The 20406-nt window shown below is 62.6% G+C and carries 19 protein-coding genes; 14 read left to right on the forward strand and 5 right to left on the reverse strand.

Going from position 1 to position 20406, the window contains the following annotated elements:
- The first annotated feature begins 22 nt into the window (after positions 1-22).
- Together IF10I1_RS12810 and IF10I1_RS12815 are read left to right on the forward strand one after the other, a co-directional pair.
- Positions 23-1813: an acyl-CoA dehydrogenase family protein gene (locus tag IF10I1_RS12810; protein ID WP_186415209.1), complete on the forward strand. Its 1791-nt coding sequence runs from the start codon at positions 23-25 to the stop codon at positions 1811-1813.
- 40 nt (positions 1814-1853) lie between these two features.
- Entirely contained in the window at positions 1854-2600 is a 747-nt protein-coding gene (locus IF10I1_RS12815; RefSeq protein WP_186415208.1) for a crotonase/enoyl-CoA hydratase family protein, read from the forward strand.
- A 416-nt stretch (positions 2601-3016) separates the two neighbouring features.
- Here IF10I1_RS12815 and IF10I1_RS12820 read toward each other — a convergent pair whose 3' ends face one another.
- Together IF10I1_RS12820 and IF10I1_RS12825 are read right to left on the reverse strand one after the other, a co-directional pair.
- Positions 3017-4000 carry a DnaJ C-terminal domain-containing protein gene (locus IF10I1_RS12820; protein WP_122519478.1) on the reverse strand — a complete coding sequence of 328 codons (984 nt, stop codon included), beginning with the start codon at positions 3998-4000 and terminating at the stop codon, positions 3017-3019.
- Between the two features lie 138 nt (positions 4001-4138).
- Entirely contained in the window at positions 4139-4597 is a 459-nt protein-coding gene (locus IF10I1_RS12825) for an RT0821/Lpp0805 family surface protein (protein ID WP_186415207.1), read from the reverse strand.
- A 78-nt stretch (positions 4598-4675) separates the two neighbouring features.
- On the opposite strand from IF10I1_RS12825, the gene pdxH reads away from it, so the two are divergent.
- On the forward strand, positions 4676-5314 hold the full coding sequence (pdxH, locus tag IF10I1_RS12830; RefSeq protein ID WP_058897752.1) for a pyridoxamine 5'-phosphate oxidase: 639 nt from the start codon (positions 4676-4678) through the stop codon (positions 5312-5314).
- 123 nt (positions 5315-5437) lie between these two features.
- Here the strand turns inward: pdxH and IF10I1_RS12835 are convergent, their stop codons facing one another.
- Both IF10I1_RS12835 and IF10I1_RS12840 read right to left on the reverse strand, forming a co-directional pair.
- A complete protein-coding gene (locus IF10I1_RS12835) occupies positions 5438-6412 on the reverse strand; it encodes a magnesium transporter CorA family protein (RefSeq protein WP_050470863.1) in 975 nt (324 codons plus the stop codon).
- Positions 6413-6592: 180 nt separating this feature from the next.
- The gene (locus IF10I1_RS12840) at positions 6593-6742 is read right to left on the reverse strand and encodes a hypothetical protein (RefSeq protein WP_157757068.1); all 150 of its coding nucleotides are present in this window, start codon (positions 6740-6742) and stop codon (positions 6593-6595) included.
- Positions 6743-7201: 459 nt separating this feature from the next.
- On the opposite strand from IF10I1_RS12840, the gene IF10I1_RS12845 reads away from it, so the two are divergent.
- Together IF10I1_RS12845 and IF10I1_RS12850 are read left to right on the forward strand one after the other, a co-directional pair.
- On the forward strand, positions 7202-7933 hold the full coding sequence (locus tag IF10I1_RS12845; RefSeq protein WP_050471350.1) for an HAD family hydrolase: 732 nt from the start codon (positions 7202-7204) through the stop codon (positions 7931-7933).
- Between the two features lie 133 nt (positions 7934-8066).
- Positions 8067-9047, forward strand: coding sequence for a DUF1499 domain-containing protein (locus tag IF10I1_RS12850; RefSeq protein ID WP_186415205.1), 981 nt, complete (start codon positions 8067-8069; stop codon positions 9045-9047).
- 100 nt (positions 9048-9147) lie between these two features.
- Here IF10I1_RS12850 and IF10I1_RS12855 read toward each other — a convergent pair whose 3' ends face one another.
- Positions 9148-10062, reverse strand: a complete 915-nt coding sequence (locus tag IF10I1_RS12855; protein WP_186415204.1) for an MBL fold metallo-hydrolase — start codon at positions 10060-10062, stop codon at positions 9148-9150.
- Positions 10063-10371: 309 nt separating this feature from the next.
- Here IF10I1_RS12855 and IF10I1_RS12860 point away from each other — a divergent pair, with 309 nt between their 5' ends.
- The 9 genes from IF10I1_RS12860 to phoB all read left to right on the forward strand — a co-directional run bounded on the left by IF10I1_RS12860 (position 10372) and on the right by phoB (position 20109).
- Positions 10372-10854 (forward strand): SRPBCC domain-containing protein, encoded by a 483-nt coding sequence (locus IF10I1_RS12860; RefSeq protein ID WP_186415203.1) that lies wholly within the window; start codon positions 10372-10374, stop codon positions 10852-10854.
- A 242-nt stretch (positions 10855-11096) separates the two neighbouring features.
- A complete protein-coding gene (locus IF10I1_RS12865) occupies positions 11097-12437 on the forward strand; it encodes an ATP-binding protein (protein WP_050470867.1) in 1341 nt (446 codons plus the stop codon).
- A 132-nt stretch (positions 12438-12569) separates the two neighbouring features.
- Positions 12570-13583 carry a substrate-binding domain-containing protein gene (locus tag IF10I1_RS12870; protein WP_050471352.1) on the forward strand — a complete coding sequence of 338 codons (1014 nt, stop codon included), beginning with the start codon at positions 12570-12572 and terminating at the stop codon, positions 13581-13583.
- A gap of 319 nt (positions 13584-13902) precedes the next feature.
- Positions 13903-14949 carry a substrate-binding domain-containing protein gene (locus IF10I1_RS12875; protein WP_050470868.1) on the forward strand — a complete coding sequence of 349 codons (1047 nt, stop codon included), beginning with the start codon at positions 13903-13905 and terminating at the stop codon, positions 14947-14949.
- 70 nt (positions 14950-15019) lie between these two features.
- The gene (gene pstC / locus IF10I1_RS12880) at positions 15020-16480 is read left to right on the forward strand and encodes a phosphate ABC transporter permease subunit PstC (RefSeq protein ID WP_050470869.1); all 1461 of its coding nucleotides are present in this window, start codon (positions 15020-15022) and stop codon (positions 16478-16480) included.
- A complete protein-coding gene (gene pstA, locus IF10I1_RS12885) occupies positions 16477-17811 on the forward strand; it encodes a phosphate ABC transporter permease PstA (RefSeq protein ID WP_050470870.1) in 1335 nt (444 codons plus the stop codon). Before pstC ends, pstA begins: the two co-directional genes overlap by 4 nt.
- A gap of 14 nt (positions 17812-17825) precedes the next feature.
- Positions 17826-18623, forward strand: a complete 798-nt coding sequence (pstB, locus tag IF10I1_RS12890; RefSeq protein WP_050470871.1) for a phosphate ABC transporter ATP-binding protein PstB — start codon at positions 17826-17828, stop codon at positions 18621-18623.
- A 39-nt stretch (positions 18624-18662) separates the two neighbouring features.
- A complete protein-coding gene (gene phoU / locus IF10I1_RS12895; RefSeq protein WP_050470872.1) occupies positions 18663-19373 on the forward strand; it encodes a phosphate signaling complex protein PhoU in 711 nt (236 codons plus the stop codon).
- A 37-nt stretch (positions 19374-19410) separates the two neighbouring features.
- Positions 19411-20109, forward strand: coding sequence for a phosphate regulon transcriptional regulator PhoB (gene phoB, locus IF10I1_RS12900; RefSeq protein WP_050470873.1), 699 nt, complete (start codon positions 19411-19413; stop codon positions 20107-20109).
- Positions 20110-20406: the final 297 nt, after the last annotated feature.

The following is a 20406-nucleotide window of genomic DNA, read 5'->3' on the forward strand; positions in this document are numbered from 1 at the left end:
GTCCGCATCAGGGAGAAACAGGATGTATCGCGCGCCGCTCGCCGAAATTGCCTTCACGCTCAAGCATGTGGCCGGACTGCCGCAAGTCCGGGACGCCTATGGCGCGGAAGAGCTTGGCGAGGATCTGGTCGAGGCCATTCTGACCGAGGCCGGGCGTTTCGCCGCCGAGGAAATCGCCCCGCTCAACAAGATCGCCGACAGGCAGGGCACACCCTTCGCCAACGGCACGGTGACGACGCCGGAAGGCTGGCGCGATTGCTATCATCACTGGATCGAGGGCGGCTGGAACGCGCTGGCCGCCACCACGGACTTCGGCGGGCAGGGCCTGCCGGTGATGCTGAACATCGCCGCGCTGGAAATGTGGAACTCCGCCTCCATGGCCTTCGCCCTTGGCCCGACGCTGACCATGGGCGCCGTCGAGGCGCTGGAGAAGCATGCGGCGCCGGAACTGCAGGAGAAGTACCTCGCCAAACTCGTTTCCGGCGAGTGGATGGGCACCATGAACCTGACTGAGCCGCAGGCAGGCTCCGACCTCAATGCGCTGAAGGCACGGGCCGAGCGCAACGCCGATGGCAGCTACCGTATCTTCGGGCAGAAGATCTTCATCACCTATGGCGAGCACGATCTGACGGACAACATCATCCATCTGGTGCTGGCCCGCCTGCCGGACGCGCCTGCGGGCACGCGCGGCATTTCGCTGTTCCTGGTGCCGAAATTCTTCGTCAATGACGATGGCTCGCTCGGCGCGCGCAACGATGTGCGCTGCGCGGGCATCGAGCACAAGCTCGGCATCCACGGCTCGCCGACCTGCACCATGATCTATGGGGACGAGGGCGGCGCCACCGGCTGGCTGATCGGCGAGGAGAACCGGGGCCTCGCCTGCATGTTCACCATGATGAACAACGCCCGTCTTGCGGTGGGCGTGCAGGGGCTGGGCGTTTCCGAGCGCGCCTTCCAGCAGGCGCTGGCCTATGCGCTGGACCGGCGTCAGGGCCGCGCTCCCGGCGACAAGGGCGAGAGCATGAGCCCCATTGCCCTGCATCCCGACATCAAGCGCACCCTGCTCGCCATGCAGGCGCGCACGCAGGTGGCCCGTGCCATCTGCTATTCCTGCGCCCATGCCATCGACATGGCGCATCTGGCCGCAACGCCGGAAGAGCGGGCGCATTGGGCCAGCCGCGCCGGGCTGCTGACGCCCATCGCCAAGGCGCTCTCCACCGACTTCGGTGTGGAATCGGCCTCGCTCGGCGTGCAGGTTCACGGCGGCATGGGCTTCATCGAGGAAACGGGGGCCGCCCAGCACCTGCGCGATGCCCGCATTGCCCCGATCTATGAGGGCACCAACGGCATTCAGGCGATTGACCTCGTACAGCGCAAGCTGCCGCTGGAGGGCGGGGCGCATGTGGACGGGTTTATTGCCGAACTGAAGGCAATTGCGGAGACTGCAACTGCCCATTCGGATGCAGACATCAAGGCCGCTGCCGCCCTTCTTCTGCCCGCCCTCGACGGCCTGTCCTCGGCCACAGCCTGGCTGAAGCAGGCGCAGGCCGATGGCCGGGTGGCGGAAGCGCTGGCGGGTGCAACGCCCTATCTGCGGCTGGCTGGTCTGGCGCTGGGCGGTGCGCTGCTGGTCAAGGGCGCGATGGCGGCTGACGGGCAGAACCCTGCCGCTGAGGCCCACCGCCGCCTGCTGGCACGGCACTTTGCCGAAACGCTGCTGGGCGAGACAGCGGGCCTTGCCCGCGATGTCACCGGAGCGGCGGGCGCAATCCTGGCCTTCGATCCGGCAGCCCTTTCGGCTCGCATCGGCTGATGGCTGACCTTCTGACCAAACATGAAGCGGGGAGGGCGGCATGATCCGTCATGAAAGCAGGGATGGCGTCAACCTTGTGAGGTTCGACCGGCCGGACAAGAAGAATGCCATCACCGGCGAGATGTATCTCGCCCTCGTGGACGGGTTGATGGCGGGTGAGGCGGATGCAGGTATCGGCTGCCACCTCATCAGCGGCTCGCCCGGCGCCTTCACCGCAGGCAATGATATTGCCGACTTCATGCGCTACGCCTCGCAGGGCGACCTGTCGGACACGCCGGTGCTGAAGTTCCTGTCCGTCCTTGCCCGGCTGGAAAAGCCGCTGGTTGCGGCGGTGGACGGGCTTGCCATCGGCGTCGGCACCACGCTGCTGTTCCATTGCGACATGGTCTATGCCACGCCCCGCACGGTGCTGCGCACGCCGTTTGTCGATCTGGGGCTTGTGCCGGAGGCTGGCTCCAGCCTGCTGGCGCCGCGCATCATGGGCCACCAGCGCGCCTTTGCGCTTCTGTGCCTTGGTGATCCCTTCACGGCGGAAGCGGCGCGCGAGGCGGGCATCGTCAACCATGTGGTCAGCGAGGCCGATCTTGAAACGGCGGCTTTCGATTGCGCCAGCCGCATTGCCGCCCGTCCGCGCGAGGCCATGGCCCTCTCCCGCCGCCTGCTGCGCGGGGACCGGACGGAGGTTCTGGCACGGATGGACGAGGAAGCCCTCATCTTCGGCCAGCGCCTCTCCTCCCCGGAAGCCGCCACCGCCTTTGCGGCCTTCATGGGCAAGGGGAAGGGGTGATCTGGGACGGCGTGGAACTTGCTCCGCCCCGTCACAGAAATGCTGCCTTGCAGCTTGCTCAGGTGTCACCCCGGCCCTTTGAGCCGGGGCCCACTCGTTTCCAGAGGTGTGCCGTTGTTTGAAAGGGCGCGGCAATGGAAGCCACTTTTTGTTAGCCTCTACAGCGGTAGTTCAATCTCGCCGCTCTGGAAGCGAGTGGTTCCCGGATCTCCGCTTCGCTTCGTCCGGGACGACGGCCTCGAACGCCTCACGGCAGCAACTCCCTGACAGGTCCCGGCACGGAGGCCGGGACGGCGTGGTGTGGGCTGAAAGCCTGCGGGAGCCTGACCAGCAGAAGCCTGCAGACCCAAACAAAACAGCCCGCCGGACCTCTCCGGCGGGCTGTTTCAGTTCAGATTGCCCCAAATGGGGCGGAGTCAGTCGAACTCGGGGCCGCGGGCCGGGTAGGGGGTGACTTCCCGCCAGGCCTTCATCAGCGTCTCCAGCTCTTCGTCGGCATGCGGTGGCAGCACGATTTCGAGGCGGACCAGAAGGTCGCCATGGCCGCCGTTTTTCGTCGGCAGGCCCTTGCCCTTGAGCCGCATGGTCTTGCCGCTGCTGGAGCCGGGCGGAATGGTGAGATAGGCCGCGCCGTCGAGCAGCGGCGTGCGCACCTTCGCGCCCAGAACCGCCTCATAGAGCGCCAGCGGCAGATCGAGATGCAGGTCGTTGCCCCGCACCACGAACAGCTTGTGCGGCTTCAGGCGGATCTCGATCACCGCATCGCCCGCTGGCCCGCCGTTGACGCCGGGCTGGCCCTGACCGCGCAGGCGGATCTTGTCGCCCTCCACGGTGCCGGCCGGGATTTTCATGTCGATGGTCTTGCCATTGGGCAGGGTGACGCGGGTCTTGCCGTCGCGGCCAAGCTCTTCGACCGTCACAAGTGCGATCATCTCGACCGTCTGTCCGGCACGGGGGGCGCCGCCGCGCGCTGCGCCCGGATCCCCGGCAAAACCGCGGGCTCCGGCGCCTGCGCCGGGCCCTGCGCCCGCGCCGCCACGGCGTGCACCGAAGCCGCCGAGAATGTCGTTCAGGATGTCGTCAAAGGCACCGCCCGTGAAGCCGCCGCCGGCACCGCCACGCGCGGAGCCTTCGCGGAAGCCGTCGAAGCCTTCAAAGCCATGCGCCTGGAAGCGCGGCTTGCCGTCGGCGCCGATCTCGCCCCGGTCGAATTTCTGGCGCTTCTCCTTGTCACCCACGATCTCATAGGCCTGGTTGATCTCGGAAAAGCGTGCCTGTGCATTCGGATCATTGGCGTTCTGATCCGGGTGATACTGCTTTGCAAGCTTGCGGAAGGCCCGTTTGATGTCCGCTTCGCTTGCCGTTTTGGTTACGCCAAGAACGGAGTAAGGGTCTTTCATTGTCAGTCCGCTATGTGGTGAAGGCGCCCGGAGCATCCGGACGCCTGATAAGTCTAGTCACGTCTCATATGGGAAGCGACAGGAAATGATGCCAGTACAAGCTTGCACGTAGCTCATGCAACGCCGGAATATCTTCTTTCAAACCCCAAGTGCGGCAAGACTGATGACGGCAAGGTTCTGGCGCGCATCCCGGCAGGCGCTTCCCTCATAGGCCTTCACCCCCTGAAACGTGTTGGCTGTGGTGCGGAAGCTTATGCAGCCGGGCACCTGCGCGCCTTCACCGGACACCTTGGTGATGGTGCCGGAGTTGCCGCTTTCGGGGTTGAGCCAGGGAATTTCGACCTCGCCGCCCCCGGCGGGTGCGGTTTCGGCAAGTGCCAGAGCGATGGCCTTGCGGTCTGCCGGTTCAACGCCCGCACTGGCATCCGTGGGCATGCCATTGATGGAATTGGTCAGATCCAGCGGCGCGATCATGTCGTTGGTGGCGAGCGTGGCTGACATCTGCGAACAGCCAGCCGCAATCCAGCCCAGTGACAAAATCACACCAAGCGGAACCAGCCGCTTGGAAAGCGGCCGGGGATATGAAAGGTTACGCATCACAAAAGCCCTTCTTTCCCCGGGTCGGACCTTCCCGCCTGGAGGCAAAGCGCCCATCAGAACCAGTCGTGAAAGCCGATGACCCATACAGTAAACACTCCCCCGGAAGCGTTAACAAAAGGTGACTTCACGGAAGTAGCGGAACCGTTTCAGCTTTTTGCTGAATGGCTTGCGGACGCCACGGAGAAAGAGATCAACGACCCCAACGCGGTCGCGGTCGCGACGGTCGATGACAGTGGATTGCCGAATGTGCGCATGGTGCTGCTGAAGGATTTCGATGAGCGCGGCTTCGTGTTCTATACGAATCTGGAAAGCGCCAAGGGGCGCGAGCTTCTGTCGGCCGGCAAGGCCGCCATGTGCTTCCACTGGAAGTCGCTGCGCCGCCAGGTGCGGGTGCGCGGGCTGGTCACGCAGGTCAGCCCGGAAGAGGCAGACGAGTATTACAAGTCCCGTCCGCGCGGCAGCCGGATCGGGGCCTGGGCCTCGAAACAGTCCCGCCCGCTGGAAAGCCGTTTTGCACTGGAAAAGGAAGTGGCGCGCTACACGGCCAAGTTCGGCATCGGCGATATTCCCCGCCCGGACCACTGGTCAGGCCTGCGCATCGTGCCGGTGGAAATCGAGTTCTGGCACGACCGTCCGTTCCGCCTGCACGACCGGGTGAAATTCACCCGGGCATCGGAAGGCGAAGCATGGACGAAGGCCCGCCTCTATCCGTGAGCCACTGGAAGCTGCCCTGACAAACCGGCTCCCGGTGAGCTTGACTCATCGGGAGCCGGTATAAGCCCGTGCGGCGCATGAGCAATTTCAAGGCGTGATGCCTCAGCATCGAAAGCCCTGGTATCAGAGCAGCTTCTTCCAGCGGAAATAGAGGAAGTTCACCAGGACCGCCAGAAGCATCAGGCCGAGCGAAAACGGGTAACCCCAGTCCCATTCCAGCTCCGGCATCTTGGCGAAGTTCATGCCGTAGATCGAGGCAATCAGCGTCGGCGGCAGGAACACGACAGCAAGAACCGAGAAGATCTTGATGATCTGGTTCTGCTCCAGATTGACCAGGCCGACCGTTGCGTCGAGCAGGAAGCTGAGCTTGGCATCCAGTGCATCGGCATGCTGCTTGATCGAGTTGATGTCACGCCCCAGCATCTTGCAGGCCGCCACCTGCTCGTCCGTCAGGTTCACCCGTGTTGAGCGGGCGGAGAGGAACAGGAACAGCCGCGTCAGGCTGGCGCAGACATCATGCATGCGTGCGACCTGCAGACCGATGCGCCCCTGCGTGCGGATGGCGGAACGGTAGGTCTCGGCCTTGCGCGAACTCAAGCCCTCCTCGAATACCTGCATCGATATCCGGTCGAAAGCATCCGACGCTTCTTCCATCACATCGGCGCAGCGGTCGCAGATGATATCCAGCAGCACGAACAGCACACCGGGGCCATTGCGCGGGATGGTGCCATCCTGCTGGACGCGGCGGGCGCAGGTCTGGATCGACTGGGGTTCGCCATAGCGGACTGTCACAAGCCGCCGGGAACTGAGGACAAAGGTGACGGATGAGGTGCGCGGATCGGGCATCCGTGCGGCCATGGGCAGCACCGCCGTCATGACGATGGCGCCGGGTTCTTCATAGAGCCGCTCCGACGTTTCGATCGAGGAGATTTCCTCCCGCGTCGGGATCTCTGCGCCCATCAGTTTTTCCGCCAGCCGCTGTTCTTCGAAGGTGGGATTGAACAGGTCAATCCACACTGCAGACGGCGGTATCTGTTCGCCGCCTTTCACTTCAACCCTAACCATGGCGGCGGCTGATGGTGTGTATGCAATGATCATGAAGGAACTCCCGCCCGATGCGCCGGGGTGACGATGCCACGCCGCATACGATTCCACCATGACAGAAAGACGACAGGCACTGGCGCATGTGAAAGAGCGCCCTGCGCGGAAGGGGGCAGAAAAAGCAAGAGCCGGGCACCCTCCTCAGATGCCCGGCTCAGAAATCAGCGGTCATGCGCATTACTTGCGGTTGGAGCCGGCCTTGGCGGCCTTGCTCTGCTTGAAGCACATGGCGGCAGCCGTCACGGCCTGAATGCCCAGCGGCTTGTAGAGATCTGCAAGGTTCGGGGCGGCGGCGGCTTTCGGGGTCTGCTTTGCAAGGGTCGACATTGTTTCTGGTCCGTTGGGCGTTGAATGGCGCGCTCAGTGATGCCCGATTGTGGCATCTATGTGGCTTTCGCGCGGGTTTTTTCTTGCCTTTCCCTGAAAAACACAGAGAAAAGACACTGACTAAAGCGTAAACTTCGACAGTTTACGTCTGGTAAAAACTTAATCCTTGGGTAAGGCGAGTTGAAGGCAAATGCCGGTCAAATAAAATGTCGTCTTGTTACAATCCGCTCACGCCTTGAAAAGGCTGATGCCCCGTATGGCCGTTCCAAAGGCGGCAAAGGCAAATTGACGGATGCGGCGGGATAAAATCCAAGGAAACCGTCTTCTCCTTTCAGACGGGTCTTGCATGGGCGGGCAAGTCATGTCTGTCTGCGCAAAAGGGCGGAATCAGCCCGCAACAGAAGTTTGGTCCCGTCTCCGGCCTTTCATGTCCGGCCCCGGGCATCGGAGATGCAAGGCATGAGCACACGGCCGCAAACCCCGGTCAAGGCAATCCTGTTCGACAAGGACGGCACGCTGATCGACTTCCAGCAGACCTGGTCGCCCGCCTTTGCCCGGCTGCTCGACACGATGGCCGCCGGAAATGCGCTGGTGAAGACCGAGCTGGCGCGGATCACCGCCTTCAATCTGGAAACCGGCCTGTTCGAGCCGCATTCTCCCTTCGTGGCGGGGGCCAATGATGCGGTCATCGGCGAATGGGCCCAGGTGATGGGCATTGCCGATACCACGGCACTCCTGCGCGAGATCGAAGCGCATCTGAAGGCCTTTGGCCTTGAAAGCCTTGCGCCGTTCCCGGCGCTGGAAGCGACGATCCGGACGCTGCATGACGCCGGCTACATCCTCGGCATCGCCACCAACGACACGGAAAGCTCCGCCCGCGCCCAGATGCGCGCACTGGGCATCGAGCAGTGCTTTGCCCAGATCTATGGCTATGACAGCGGCTTCGGGGCAAAGCCTGCGCCCGGCATGGTCATGGCCTTCCAGGAGCAGAACGGCCTGCACCCGCAGGAGGTTGCCATGGTGGGGGACAGCCTGCATGACATGCATGCAGGGCGCCAGGCCGGTGCCGTTGCCGTGGCCGTTGCCACGGGCACCATCGGTGCAGACATTCTGGCCCCGCATGCGGATCACGTTCTCACCGGTCTTGATGACCTCCTGGACTGGCTGGATGCAATGATGCCGGTGCACTGAACATCGTCTCTTTGCCGGGGACGGCGTTTCTGCTCTTGCTTTTGACGGCGGCAGACGGCACCCAGATAGGGATGCCGCCTTCCGGCGGCCATTCCGGCAACAGGCCCAACTGGGCCGGGCAGGGGAGCAGGTGGTGAGAAAGCGGTATCCCGTTCCGCGTTCCGAACTTGGGCGCGCCTCACGCTTCATGGCGGCAATGGGCGTTCCGACGCTGTTTGCCGCTGCCGTGGCCTATCGAAGCGGGGTCATCGCAGCCAACCAGCTTGAACTCAGCCTGCTGCTCGGCGCCGCTCTTGGGCTTTCCGGCCTTGGTCTGGCCATCACGGCCATCTTCCTGTGGTGGCAGCGCGGCGGGACCGGCGTCGGCGATGCTGTGCGCGCGGTGTTCTACGGCCTTGTCCTGCTCGTGCCGCTGACGCTGCTGGCTGCGGGCTGGAACATGTTTCCCCAGCTCAATGATATCAGCACCGACCCATCCGATCCGCCTCCGGCCGTTGAAGCCCTGTCTGCCCGTGATGCTCTCGCGCCGCCGCGCTTCGATGCTGCCTTGCAGACGCAGGCCTATCCGGAAATCGTCTCGCGCCGCTTCCGGCTGGAGCCGGTCGATCTGCATGCGGCGGTGCGCAAGGTGATGGAAAAGAACGGCTGGGAAATCGTCACCGAACTGCCGCCGGACATGCGCGATTCTCCCAGCCTGCTGCAGGCGATCGCTCGGGTTCCGCTCATCGGCCTTCCGGCCGGCATATCCGTGCGCGTGGAGCCTGACGTGACCGGATCCATCCTCGATGTGCGGGCCAGCTCGCGTTTCGCCGCACATGATCTGGGTTTCAATGCCCAGCAGATCCGCAGCTTCTACCGGGATCTCGATGCGGCATTGACCGAGGCCTACGGGAGCATCGGCCGCCTCAACGTCACTGAGGAAGAAGCCGAGGAGGCCCGTGCACAGGCCGAAGAACTGCCGCTCCTGACCGAGCGGCCGGAAGAGGACGCGGGCAGGCCAGTGCCTTTGCCAGGCTTCAAGCCCTATCAGGCACCGGAGCCTGCCGCTGCAGAGCCGGAGTTCGACGAGATTTATCAGGGGGATGAGGTGCAGGGTCATATCGCCCCTCGATGAGCTTGGCTCATTGAGGGGTGGTCGAGCCCGTGCGGCGTCTGAGCAATTTCAAGGCGTGATGCGTCAGCATCTCAGAGCCTTGATATCAAGGCGCGAGCTTTCAGGGCGCCGCCCAGTAGAGCCCTTCGAGCCGTGCTTCTCCGTCGCACTGCGCCGCTCCTGTCTCCACCAGCCGCTCCAGTTGCGCAAAGACGGAGAGGGCCGCCGCCCCCTTCAGGCGCGGATCAAGACCTGCATAGACCGCATCAACGATCTGCTGAATGTTCGACTGGCCAAGGCGCTGCAGCACGCCGAGGATGGCTGCCTCCCGCTGCATCCGGTGTGCCTTCAGAGCGGCCATGTAGTCCTGCGCCGCGTGAAGCAGGTTGCCGTGGCCGGGCAGATAAAGGCTCTCGCTGCGCTCCATCATCCTGTCGAGCGAGGTGAGATAGGCCTGCATCGATCCATCTGGAGGGGCGACGATGGAGGTGGACCAGGCCATGACGTGATCGGCGGAGAACATCAGCCCGTCATCCGGCAGGGCAAAGGCGAGGTGATTGGCGGTGTGGCCGGGTGTTTCCACCGCCTCGAACAGCCGCCCACCGGCTGTGAAGCGCTCTCCGTCAGCCAGCTGCCGGTCCGGCCGGTAGTCCATGTCGGCGCTGGCATCCAGCGGATTGACCTCATTGCCATGCAGTGCCCGGGCTGGCCGGTGGGGCGCGCAGCCGAGTATCTGGGCACCGGTGAGCGCGGCAAGCCGCGCGGCGGCGGGCGAGTGATCCTTGTGGGTGTGGCTGACGAGAATGGCCGTGACGCTCTGGCCGCGGGTGGCGGCCAGAATGGCCTGCAGATGCGCCTCATCCTCCGGGCCCGGGTCCAGCACGGCCACCTCGCCCTCGCCGATCAGATAGGTGTTGGTGCCGTGAAACGTGAAAGGGCCGGGATTGTTCACCGTCAGCCGCCGGATGCCGGGGGCCACCTCCACCGGCTCGCCATGACGCGGATCGAAGGAAAGATCGTGCTGCAGTTTCGTCATCACCGGTCTCTTTGGAGCGGGCAAGCCGTGCGGCGCCTGAGCAATTTCAAGGCGTGATGCGTCAGCATCTCAAAGCCTTGCTATCGCCTGTTCCTGCGCATCTGTTCAGCGCAGGACAAGTCAAGTCAAGCAATTGTCAGGTCCGGCACACAACCGTTTCCCGTTTTGATTGACCGGTCGCATTGGCGCCACTGGCATGAAGCGGTAATGTGGACGGGTTAGAAAGCGATGGGCGGCGCTGTCTTTCCCCGAAGGAGAGGTGCGCGCGGCCGCTCACACGACCAGCCAGATGAGGACAGGCAAGGCCCCATGCCCGAACATGCTCTTTCCCTGGAAGCCGTTCTTCCCCTCAAGCGCGAGGCGGCCTTTGCCCTGACTGTGGACAGGATTGCCTCCTGGTGGCCAAGGCATGATCCCTTCTTCGGCCAGTCCGCGCAGGACGTCCTCATTGATCCGCATCTGGGCGGGGCTTGCTCACGGGTGGGCGAGGATGGCCGGCGGATCATCTGGGGCACGGTCCTGTCCATTGAAGCGCCGCTCTATCTGCGGCTCGCCTGGCAAATCGGCCCGGACGGAAAGCCGGTTGCCGATCCTTCCGCAGCAAGCCGGGTGGTGCTGTCCTTCCGCGATGCCGGGGAGGCGGCGCGCCTTGAAGTCAGCCACGGGGATTTCATCCGCCATGGCGCGGCAGGCGAGGATTACCGAGCCTTCATGGCCTCCGGGGCTGGCTGGCCGCGTTTGCTGGAAGCCCTGACGAAGGCCGCCTCTTCACGCTACATCACCTCAGGATGAGTTCCGTTCGCCCGGCAGCACCGGCCGCTCCCCGCATCAGCCTTCCGGGGCCAGGGGCGCCTGCCGTTTCGCACAGTGACAGAACATGTGAAATGCCGTCAAAATGACACGGGACATTCATCTGGGCGTTGGTTCGATACGCTAATCTGGTTTTTGTCGTGTGAGTGACATAGAGCCGGGTTATTTCACCGGCTCATGATATTCCGTGGGAGCGGCGGGGCGGAAGCAGGCGCAGGTTCGCGATGACCAATACACAGATTGAAGACGAGAAGCTGCCTCCGCGCGAGCTGCAGGCAAGGCCGTCGCAGCGCCTGAAGGATGCGCGCTGGGTGCTGTTCACGGCCGGCGCCGTGCTGATTCTGCTCTGGGCCGTCTTCCGTATTCCGCTTCTGGCCGTGCTTTGCGGTTTCTTCGCCGTGTTTCTGGCCGCAGCCCTCGGTCCCCGCCGCAGCGATGCCGTTCGTGCCCTGCAGCTTGAGAACAAGCGCGACCTGCGCCGCATGTGGCCCGGAACCGGCATCAAGGTGACGGCAGACGCGCTGCCCATGCCCTGCTTCATTGCCGATGGGCGGGGCATCACCCGGTATGTGAACACGCTGGCCCGCGAGCACTATCCGGCCGTCCGCCCGGGAGACCCGATTTCCTTCGGCCTGCGCACGCCATCCCTGCTGGAAGCCTTCGATCGCGCCCGCTCGCAGGGCACGGTGGAACGGATCGAATGGGCGGAAAAAGTGCCGACCGAATCCTGGTTCGAAGCCAGTATCGCGCCGATCTATCTGCCCTCGCTGAAGCCGGGGCAGGACGAACCCGCCATGCCCGACTTTCTGCTGGTGGCGCTGCGGGACCTGACCGAGCAGCGGCGGCTGGAGCGCATGCGCACCGACTTTGTCGCCAACGCCAGCCATGAGCTGCGCACGCCTCTGGCATCCCTCACCGGCTTCATCGAAACCCTGCAGGGGCCGGCCAAGGACGATGAGCGGGCGCGGGAGCGGTTCCTTGCCATCATGCTGGAACAGGCGAACCGGATGCGCCGCCTGATCGATGACATTCTGTCCCTGTCCCGCATCGAGCTGAAAGCCCATGTGCGTCCGGACAAGCTGGTGGATCTGCGCGAGGCCGTGCGCCACACCAATGACGCCCTGTCTCCGCTGGCGCGCGAGCTTGGCATGGAGGTGCACGTGGATGTGCCCGAGCAGGAGGCCGTTGTCCGGGGTGACCGTGACGAGTTGATCCAGGTGACCGAGAACCTCGTGGAAAATGCGCTGAAATACGGCAGCACCGGCAAGCGTGTCGATGTTTCGGTTCGCCCGCAGGGAAGCGGGCAGGGCTGGGTGCTGACCGTCCGGGACTATGGCGAGGGCATTTCGTCGGAGCATCTGCCGCGGCTCACCGAACGCTTCTACCGCGTCGATGTCGCCTCCAGCCGCGCCATGAAGGGCACCGGCCTCGGGCTTGCCATCGTCAAGCACATCCTCACCCGGCACCGGGCCCGCCTGGATATCGAAAGCCAGCCGGGGCAGGGGGCGGCATTCTCGATCACCTTCCCCGCAGATGGACAGACCGGGGCTGCAGCCTCACGTTGATCCGTCAAAATCTGCAAGGCGTCATGCAACTCTCACATCGTCTCATTAGGACATGTGCTATAGGCAGTCCTGCCGAAGCGGCCGTCCCCGTGACGGATCCCGCGCTTGAGTTGCACGCCGGAGATCATCAGCATGACAAGACATTATCTTGGAGCTGCGTTGCTTCTGCCCGCCCTCGTGGGGGCTGGCCTGCCTGCACAGGCGCGTGACAAGGTGCAGATTGTCGGCTCCTCGACGGTCTATCCTTTCGCGGCAGCGGTCGCCGAACGGGTTTCCCTTCAGAACGGCGGAAAATTTCCGGTCATCGAATCCACCGGCACCGGAGGCGGCATCAAGCTGTTCTGTGCCGGAGCGGGGGACGCGACACCCGACGTCACCAACGCTTCAAGGCCGATGAAGCCGGCCGAACTGGAGGAGTGCCGCGCAAATGGCGTCACGCCGGTCGAGATCCGGTTTGGCTTTGATGGCATCGTGCTTGCCGGAGCCGCAAGCGGGGAAGACATGGATCTTTCCCTTGAACAGCTCTTTCTGGGCCTCGCCCGCAAGGTGCCTGTGGAAGGCCGTTTGCTGGACAATCCCTTTCAATCCTGGCGTCAGATCAGCGCAGAGCTGCCGGACAAGCGCATCGAGATTCTTGGTCCGCCGCCGACCTCCGGCACACGCGATACATTCGTCGAAATTGCCATGGAGCAGGGCTGTTCCGCACTTGCCGATGCAGGAAGCCTCGGGCTGAAGGGCGCAACCTGTCATGAATTGCGGCAGGACGGGGCCTTTCTGGAGACGGGCGAGAACGATGACCTCGTTGTGGCCATGCTGGAGCAGAACCCGCGGGCCCTCGGCATCTTCGGCTATTCCTTCCTGGACCAGAACCGCGGCGGGCTGAAAGCCGTGAAGATCTCCGGTGTCGAGCCATCCGCCGTCACGATTGCGGCTGGCACCTATCCCCTGTCCCGGCCGCTTTATTTCTACGTGAAGGAGGAGCATCTGGGAAAGATCCCGGGGCTTGAAGAATATCTCCTTGAATTTGCGTCTGAAAAGGCGCTGGGACCGGGCGGTTATCTGGCCGGGAAGGGCCTCATTCCGCTGCCGAAGCACCAGCGGCTCGAAAACGAGAAGCTGGCTGAGGAACTGGCGGCGGCCCATTGACCGCAGCTTTTCAAGAGGGGATGGGAGGCATTGCCGCTCTCCGCTGCTGCGGGCGCCGCCGGCTAACAAGATGCTCCCGGTCTGACAGGCTGTTCCAGCCGGAGCGGCCCTGCTCGCCCGCCAATGTCACAAAACGGCATTTATTGGGGCGTCTTCAGAAAAATTATTCAATTTTATCAATAACTTAAATTGTCACAAAAGTGATATGGAACTGACATAGAAGTCTCATCTGCGGCCGTTAGGTTCCGCTCGTCGCCAGGGCCTCAGGGGAGGCTGGGTGGCGCGCCCAAAAACCTTGACATTCAAAGGGAGTGGTCAAGTGAAGTTCAAAACCCTCGTAAGCACGGTTGCCCTCGCGGTTGCCGCCACCGCAGTCGCCGGCGCCGCTCAGGCTCGTGATCAGATCCAGATCGCCGGTTCCTCGACGGTTCTGCCCTATGCTTCCATCGTTGCTGAAGCTTTCGGCGAAAACACCGACTTCCCGACCCCCGTCGTGGAATCCGGCGGTTCGGGCGCTGGCCGCAAGAAGCTCTGCGAAGGCGTTGGTGTGAACACCATCGACATCGCGAACTCCTCCAGCCGCATCACGCAGTCGGACATCGACACCTGCAACACCAACGGTGTCACCGAGCTCATGGAAGTGCGCATCGGCTATGACGGCATCGTGTTTGCTTCCGACATCAACGGAAACAAGTTCGAGTTCACCCCGGCTGACTGGCACTCCGCTCTGGCCGCCCAGGTCGTGAAGGATGGCCAGCTCGTTGCCAACCCGAACAAGAAGTGGAGCGATGTGCGCGCTGACCTGCCGGAGCAGGACATCCTCGCCTTCATTCCGGGCACCAAGCATGGCACCCGCGAAGTGTTCGACGAGAAGGTTCTGCACGCTGGCTGCAAGGCCAACGGCATCGAAGAAGCTCTGAAGGCTGCCAACGGTGGTGACGCCAAGGCTGCTGCCAAGGCTTGCATGGCGCTGCGCACCGATGGCGTGTCCATCGACATCGACGGCGACTACACCGAGACCCTGGCTCGCGTTGCTGCCAACCCGCATGGTATCGGCGTGTTCGGTCTGTCCTTCTACCAGAACAACACCGACAAGCTCCAGGTCGCGACCATGGGCGGCATCGTTCCGACGGTCGAGAGCATTGCCAAGGGTGAGTACCCGGTTTCCCGTCCGCTGTTCTTCTACGTGAAGAAGGCTCACATCGGCGTGATCCCGGGCCTGAAGGAATACGTCGAGTTCTTCGTCTCCGACGATATCGCAGGTCCGGATGGCCCGCTCGCTCAGTACGGCCTCGTTTCCGATCCGGAACTGGCTGCGACCCAGAAGGCCGTTGCTGACGAAGTCGTCATGGGTCCGCTCAAGTAAGCGGTTCGAGCCTATGGAAGACCAGGGTGGCGCAATAGCGCCACCCTTTGCTCTGTGGATTGGATAGCTCATGAGCCTCGGTGCCCTTCTCCTTATAATTGTTGCTCTTGCCTTTGTTGGGGCGTTCGCTGGCAGAAGCCGGGCGGTGGCTCTCGTTGGCGGAGATAGACGGAAACTGCATTCGCTGCCGGGCCACTATGGCACGGTTGTGTTTCTGTTCACGGCCGTTCCGGCGCTCGTGCTGATGGCTGCCTGGCTGTTTTTGTCGCCGGTGATTATTGAAGGAGCGGCGTCGCGGAGTCTTCCGGAGGCGTCATCCGACAGCTCGACTGCCATGACACTGGTGATGACCGACGTTCGCCGTATTGCCGGCGGGCTGCAGGTTCTTGCCCGCCGTGGTGATCTGTCTGAGGAAAGCATCGCGGAAATGCGCGGTGATCTTAGCCTCATTCGCGGCCGCATGGCGCAGGCTGGGGTTGCCCTCGGTGCCGATGTGCGCAGCGAAGTCTTTGAGGCTGCCAAGTCATACCGGGCGATGACCAATTCCTCCCGGTTCATGATGGCCATTGCGGTGATTGCGGTTGCGGCCGCCGGGCTTGTCTGGTCGTTTTTCCGGATTAATCCGGACTTCCGCGCCAGAAATGTCTCCGAGCAGTTCACGCGTTCAATGCTTCTTGCTGCATCGCTCGTCGCCGTGCTGACGACCTTCGGCATTGTGTCGTCCCTGCTGTTTGAGACCTATAATTTCTTCAACATGTACCCTGCGACCGAGTTCTTCTTCGGTACGGTCTGGAATCCGCAGTTCCGCGGCGGCTCCGAACTGGGCATCCTGCCGTTGCTCTGGGGTACCTTGTATGTCTCGACCGTCGCGCTCCTGTTTGCCGTGCCGGTTGGCCTTTATGCGGCAATCTACATGTCGGAATATGCGTCCAAGCCGGTTCGAAGCATCGCCAAGCCGCTGCTTGAGCTGCTGGCGGGTATCCCGACCATCGTCTACGGCCTTTTCGCCCTGATCACGGTTGGCCCTTTCCTGCGCGACTACTTCGCCCAGCCCATGGGCCTGGGCAATTCGTCGTCGTCGGTGCTGACTGCCGGTCTCGTGATGGGCATCATGCTCATCCCCTTCGTGTCATCACTTTCGGATGACATCATCAATGCGGTTCCCCAGTCTCTGCGTGACGGCGCCTATGGCCTTGGGGCCACCAGATCCGAGGCGATCCGGCAAGTTGTCTTTCCTGCGGCCTTGCCGGGCATTGTCGGCGCCGTCCTTCTGGCGGCAAGCCGCGCCATTGGCGAAACCATGATTGTGGTGATGGGCGCCGGAGCTGCAGCCAAGCTGGGGCTCAATCCGTTCGATGCCATGACCACCGTTACAGTGAAGATCGTCAGCCAGCTGACAGGTGACACGGAGTTCGCCTCACCGGAGACACTGGTCGCCTTCGCGCTTGGCATGACGCTCTTTGTCTTCACTCTGGGACTGAATGTCGCCGCTCTTTACATCGTCCGTAAATACCGGGAGCAATACGAATGACCAGCGTCGATACTGTTCCGTTCAAATCGATCTATAACCCGGATGCACGGACCAAGCGGAGAAATGCGGCAGAGCGCCGGTTCCGCTTCTATGGAATGACGGCCATTTTCATTGGCTTGATGTCCCTCGTCATCCTTCTGTCTTCAGTGCTTTCCAGTGGCCTTGCTGCATTCAACCAGGCCTTTGTTGAGTTCGATGTGCAGCTGACGGAATCCGCCCTCGACAAGTCGGGCCAGCGGGATCTTGAGGAGATGAAGAAGGTCAGCACGGTCGGCTACGGGAATGTAATCCAGAAGGCGCTTCTGGAGGCTCTGAACCGTGCGGGCATTGAGACCGGCGGTTTGTCCGATAGGGAAATTTTTGATCTCGTCTCCAAGGAAGCACCGGCGACACTGCGCAACATGGTGCTGGCGGATCCGAACCTTGTCGGCCAGACAATCAAGTTCAAGACCTACGCCAATGGCCGTGTCGATGGCTACTTCAAGGGCCGCGTCACGATGGACAGCGCGAAGCTGGATAGCAATATCTCGCCTGAGCAGCTGGAACTCGCCGACAGAATGCGCGCAGCCGGCATGATGTATGAGGGCTTCAACTGGGGCTTCTTCTTCGGACCGGATGCCTCCGACTTGCGCCCTGAAGCGGCAGGTCTGGGTATCGCCTTCCTCGGCTCCATGTACATGATGATGATTGTTCTTGTCCTGGCGGTTCCGATCGGCGTGGCGGCGTCCATCTACCTTGAGGAATTTGCCCCCAAGAACTGGTTTACTGACCTGATTGAAGTCAACATCTCGAACCTGGCAGCCGTTCCGTCAATCGTGTTCGGTATCCTTGGCCTGGCTGTTTTCATCAATTTTGCCGGTCTTCCCCAGTCGGCCTCGCTGGTTGGCGGTCTTGTCCTGACGCTGATGACGATCCCGACAATCATCATTGCCACCCGTGCTGCGCTGCGCGCGGTGCCGCCGAGCATCCGGGATGCGGCACTTGGGGTCGGTGCGTCGAAGATGCAGTCGATCTTTCATCACGTGCTGCCGCTTGCCGCTCCCGGCATCCTGACTGGAACGATCATTGGCTTGGCTCAGGCCCTTGGTGAAACCGCGCCCCTGCTGCTGATCGGCATGGTTTCATTCGTTCGCAGTTTCCCGTCTGCTCCGCCGGAAGGCTTCTTCGAACCGGCAGCTGCCCTGCCCGTTCAGGTCTTCAACTGGACGCAGCGCGGTGACCCGGCTTTCGTCGAGCGCGCATCCGGAGCCATTATCGTGCTGCTGGTGTTCCTGATCGTAATGAACCTGGTTGCCATCATCCTGCGCCGCCGCTTTGAGCGCCGCTGGTAAGAAAGGGATTACCGATGAATGTCAGCGCAAAAGTGGAGAACGGCGTGACCCACGCAGAACCCAAGATCGTCGCCCAGAAGGTTCAGGTCTATTACGGCGACAAGCACGCCATCAAGGACGTGGACATCAAGATTCAGCCCCGTTCCGTGACCGCCTTTATCGGTCCGTCGGGCTGCGGCAAGTCCACCTTCCTGCGCACCCTCAACCGGATGAACGACACCATCGACATCTGCCGTGTTGAAGGTGACATCCTGATCGACGGCGAGAACATCTACGATCCGAAGGTCGATCCGGTGCAGCTGCGCGCCAAGGTCGGCATGGTGTTCCAGAAGCCGAACCCGTTCCCCAAGTCGATCTACGAGAACGTCGCCTATGGTCCGCGCATCCACGGCCTGACCCGCAACAAGGCGGAACTCGATGAAGTGGTTTCTGCCTCGCTGCAGAAGGCCGGCCTGTGGAACGAAGTGAAGGACCGTCTTGATGGTCCGGGCACGGGCCTGTCCGGTGGTCAGCAGCAGCGTCTCTGCATTGCCCGCGCCATCGCCGTCAGCCCGGAAGTGATCCTCATGGACGAGCCGTGCTCGGCCCTTGATCCGATCGCGACCGCCAAGGTCGAAGAGCTGATCGACGAGCTGCGCACCAACTTCACCATCGTGATCGTGACGCACTCCATGCAGCAGGCTGCCCGCGTGTCCCAGCGCACCGCTTTCTTCCATCTCGGCAATCTGGTCGAGGAAGGGGCGACGCAGGACATCTTCACCAATCCGCAGGACAAGCGCACGCAGGATTACATCACCGGCCGTTTCGGCTGATACTGGATCTTGCGCTCGAGAATTTGAGAGGAACACGACATGTCCGAGCATACCGTTAGCTCGTATGACGAGGAACTGCGCGCCCTGGCCGGCCGGGTCGCCGAAATGGGCGGTCTGGCGGAGAAGCTGGTGAATGATGCCGTCACCGCTCTGCTGACCCACGATCTGCCCAAGGCACAGGCCACCGTTCAGGCCGATGCCAAGCTGGACGAGATGCAGCAGGAAATCGAGGCGAAGTTCATCCGCATCGTCGCCCTGCGCCAGCCGATGGGCCAGGATCTGCGCGAGATCATGGCCGCAGGCCGCATCGCCAACGATCTGGAGCGTGTCGGCGACCTTGCCAAGAACATCGCCAAGCGCGTGATTGCCATCGACGGCGTCTTCAATTCCAAGAAGGCCGCCTTCGGCGTCGAGCACATGTCCGATCTGGCGCTGAACCAGCTCAAATCGGTGCTGGACGCCTATACGGGCCGTGATGCCGAAGCCGCCAAGGCCGTGCGCGAGCGCGACGATGAGGTGGATGCCATCTACACCTCGCTGTTCCGCGAGCTGCTGACCTACATGATGGAAGATCCGCGCAAGATCACCCAGTGCGCCCATCTGCTGTTCTGCGCCAAGAACATCGAGCGCATTGGTGACCATGCCACCAACATCGCAGAGAACGTCTACTTCATGGTGACCGGTGACCAGCTGCTGGAAGCCCGCCGCAAGATCGACGAGATGGGCATTGCCGAAAACGAAGGCGCCTGATCTGCCTGCCTGTAAGTGACGTCCGGAGCATATTGCCATGCCCAAGGTTCTTATCGTTGAAGACGAAGAGCCCCTGAGCCTTCTGCTGCGCTACAATCTGGAAGCGGAAGGCTATGACGTGGACTCCTGCGACCGGGGAGATGACGCCGAAATCCGGCTGCGGGAGACGCAGCCGGACCTCTTGCTGCTGGACTGGATGCTGCCAGGCCTTTCCGGCATCGAGCTGTGCCGCCGCGTCCGGGCCCGGTCCGAAACCGAACGCCTGCCGATCATCATGCTGACGGCACGCGGCGAGGAGGCCGAGCGCATCCGGGGTCTGGCCACCGGCGCCGATGACTATGTGGTGAAACCCTTCTCGATCCCCGAGCTGATGGCCCGCGTGCGCGCCATCCTGCGCCGGGCCCGCCCGGAAGTGGTGTCCACCATGCTGAAGTCCGGCGATCTGGAACTGGACAAGGAAACCCACCGCGTCCGCCGCAACGGCAAGGAAATTCACCTGGGGCCGACCGAGTTCCGCCTGCTGGAATTCCTGATGACCTCGCCCGGCCGCGTCTTCTCCCGCGAGCAGCTGCTCGATGGCGTGTGGGGCCACGATGTCTATGTGGATGAGCGCACCGTCGACGTTCACGTCGGCCGCCTGCGCAAGGCCATCAACAAGGGCAAGGTGAAGGACCCGATCCGCACGGTTCGCGGCGCGGGTTATGCCTTCAACGATCAGTTCGCCGTCGCCAGCTGATCCGCTCTGCTGCAATTATTCTGGAAAGGCCCGCCATCCGTGCGGGCCTTTTGGCTTTTGGAGGCTCTCTGCGCTGCCCCTACACCAAGGCTTTCGATGCTGACGCATCACGCCTTGAATTTGCTCAGGCGCCGCACGGCTTGACCAACTCTCCGTTGTCATCCCCACGAAGGTGGGGATCCATATGTGGACGGCCCCGTGGTCGCAAGGTTTAAGTTCGCAGGTGCTCCGGATCGCTTGCGGTCATATGTACGGCCTATTTTGCGATCCGTGAGACCGCTGGCCAAGATGGGTTCC

This window comes from Pannonibacter sp. I15F10I1, from assembly GCF_900185665.1.
In the GTDB taxonomy this organism is placed as follows: Bacteria; Pseudomonadota; Alphaproteobacteria; order Rhizobiales; family Stappiaceae; genus Pannonibacter; species Pannonibacter indicus.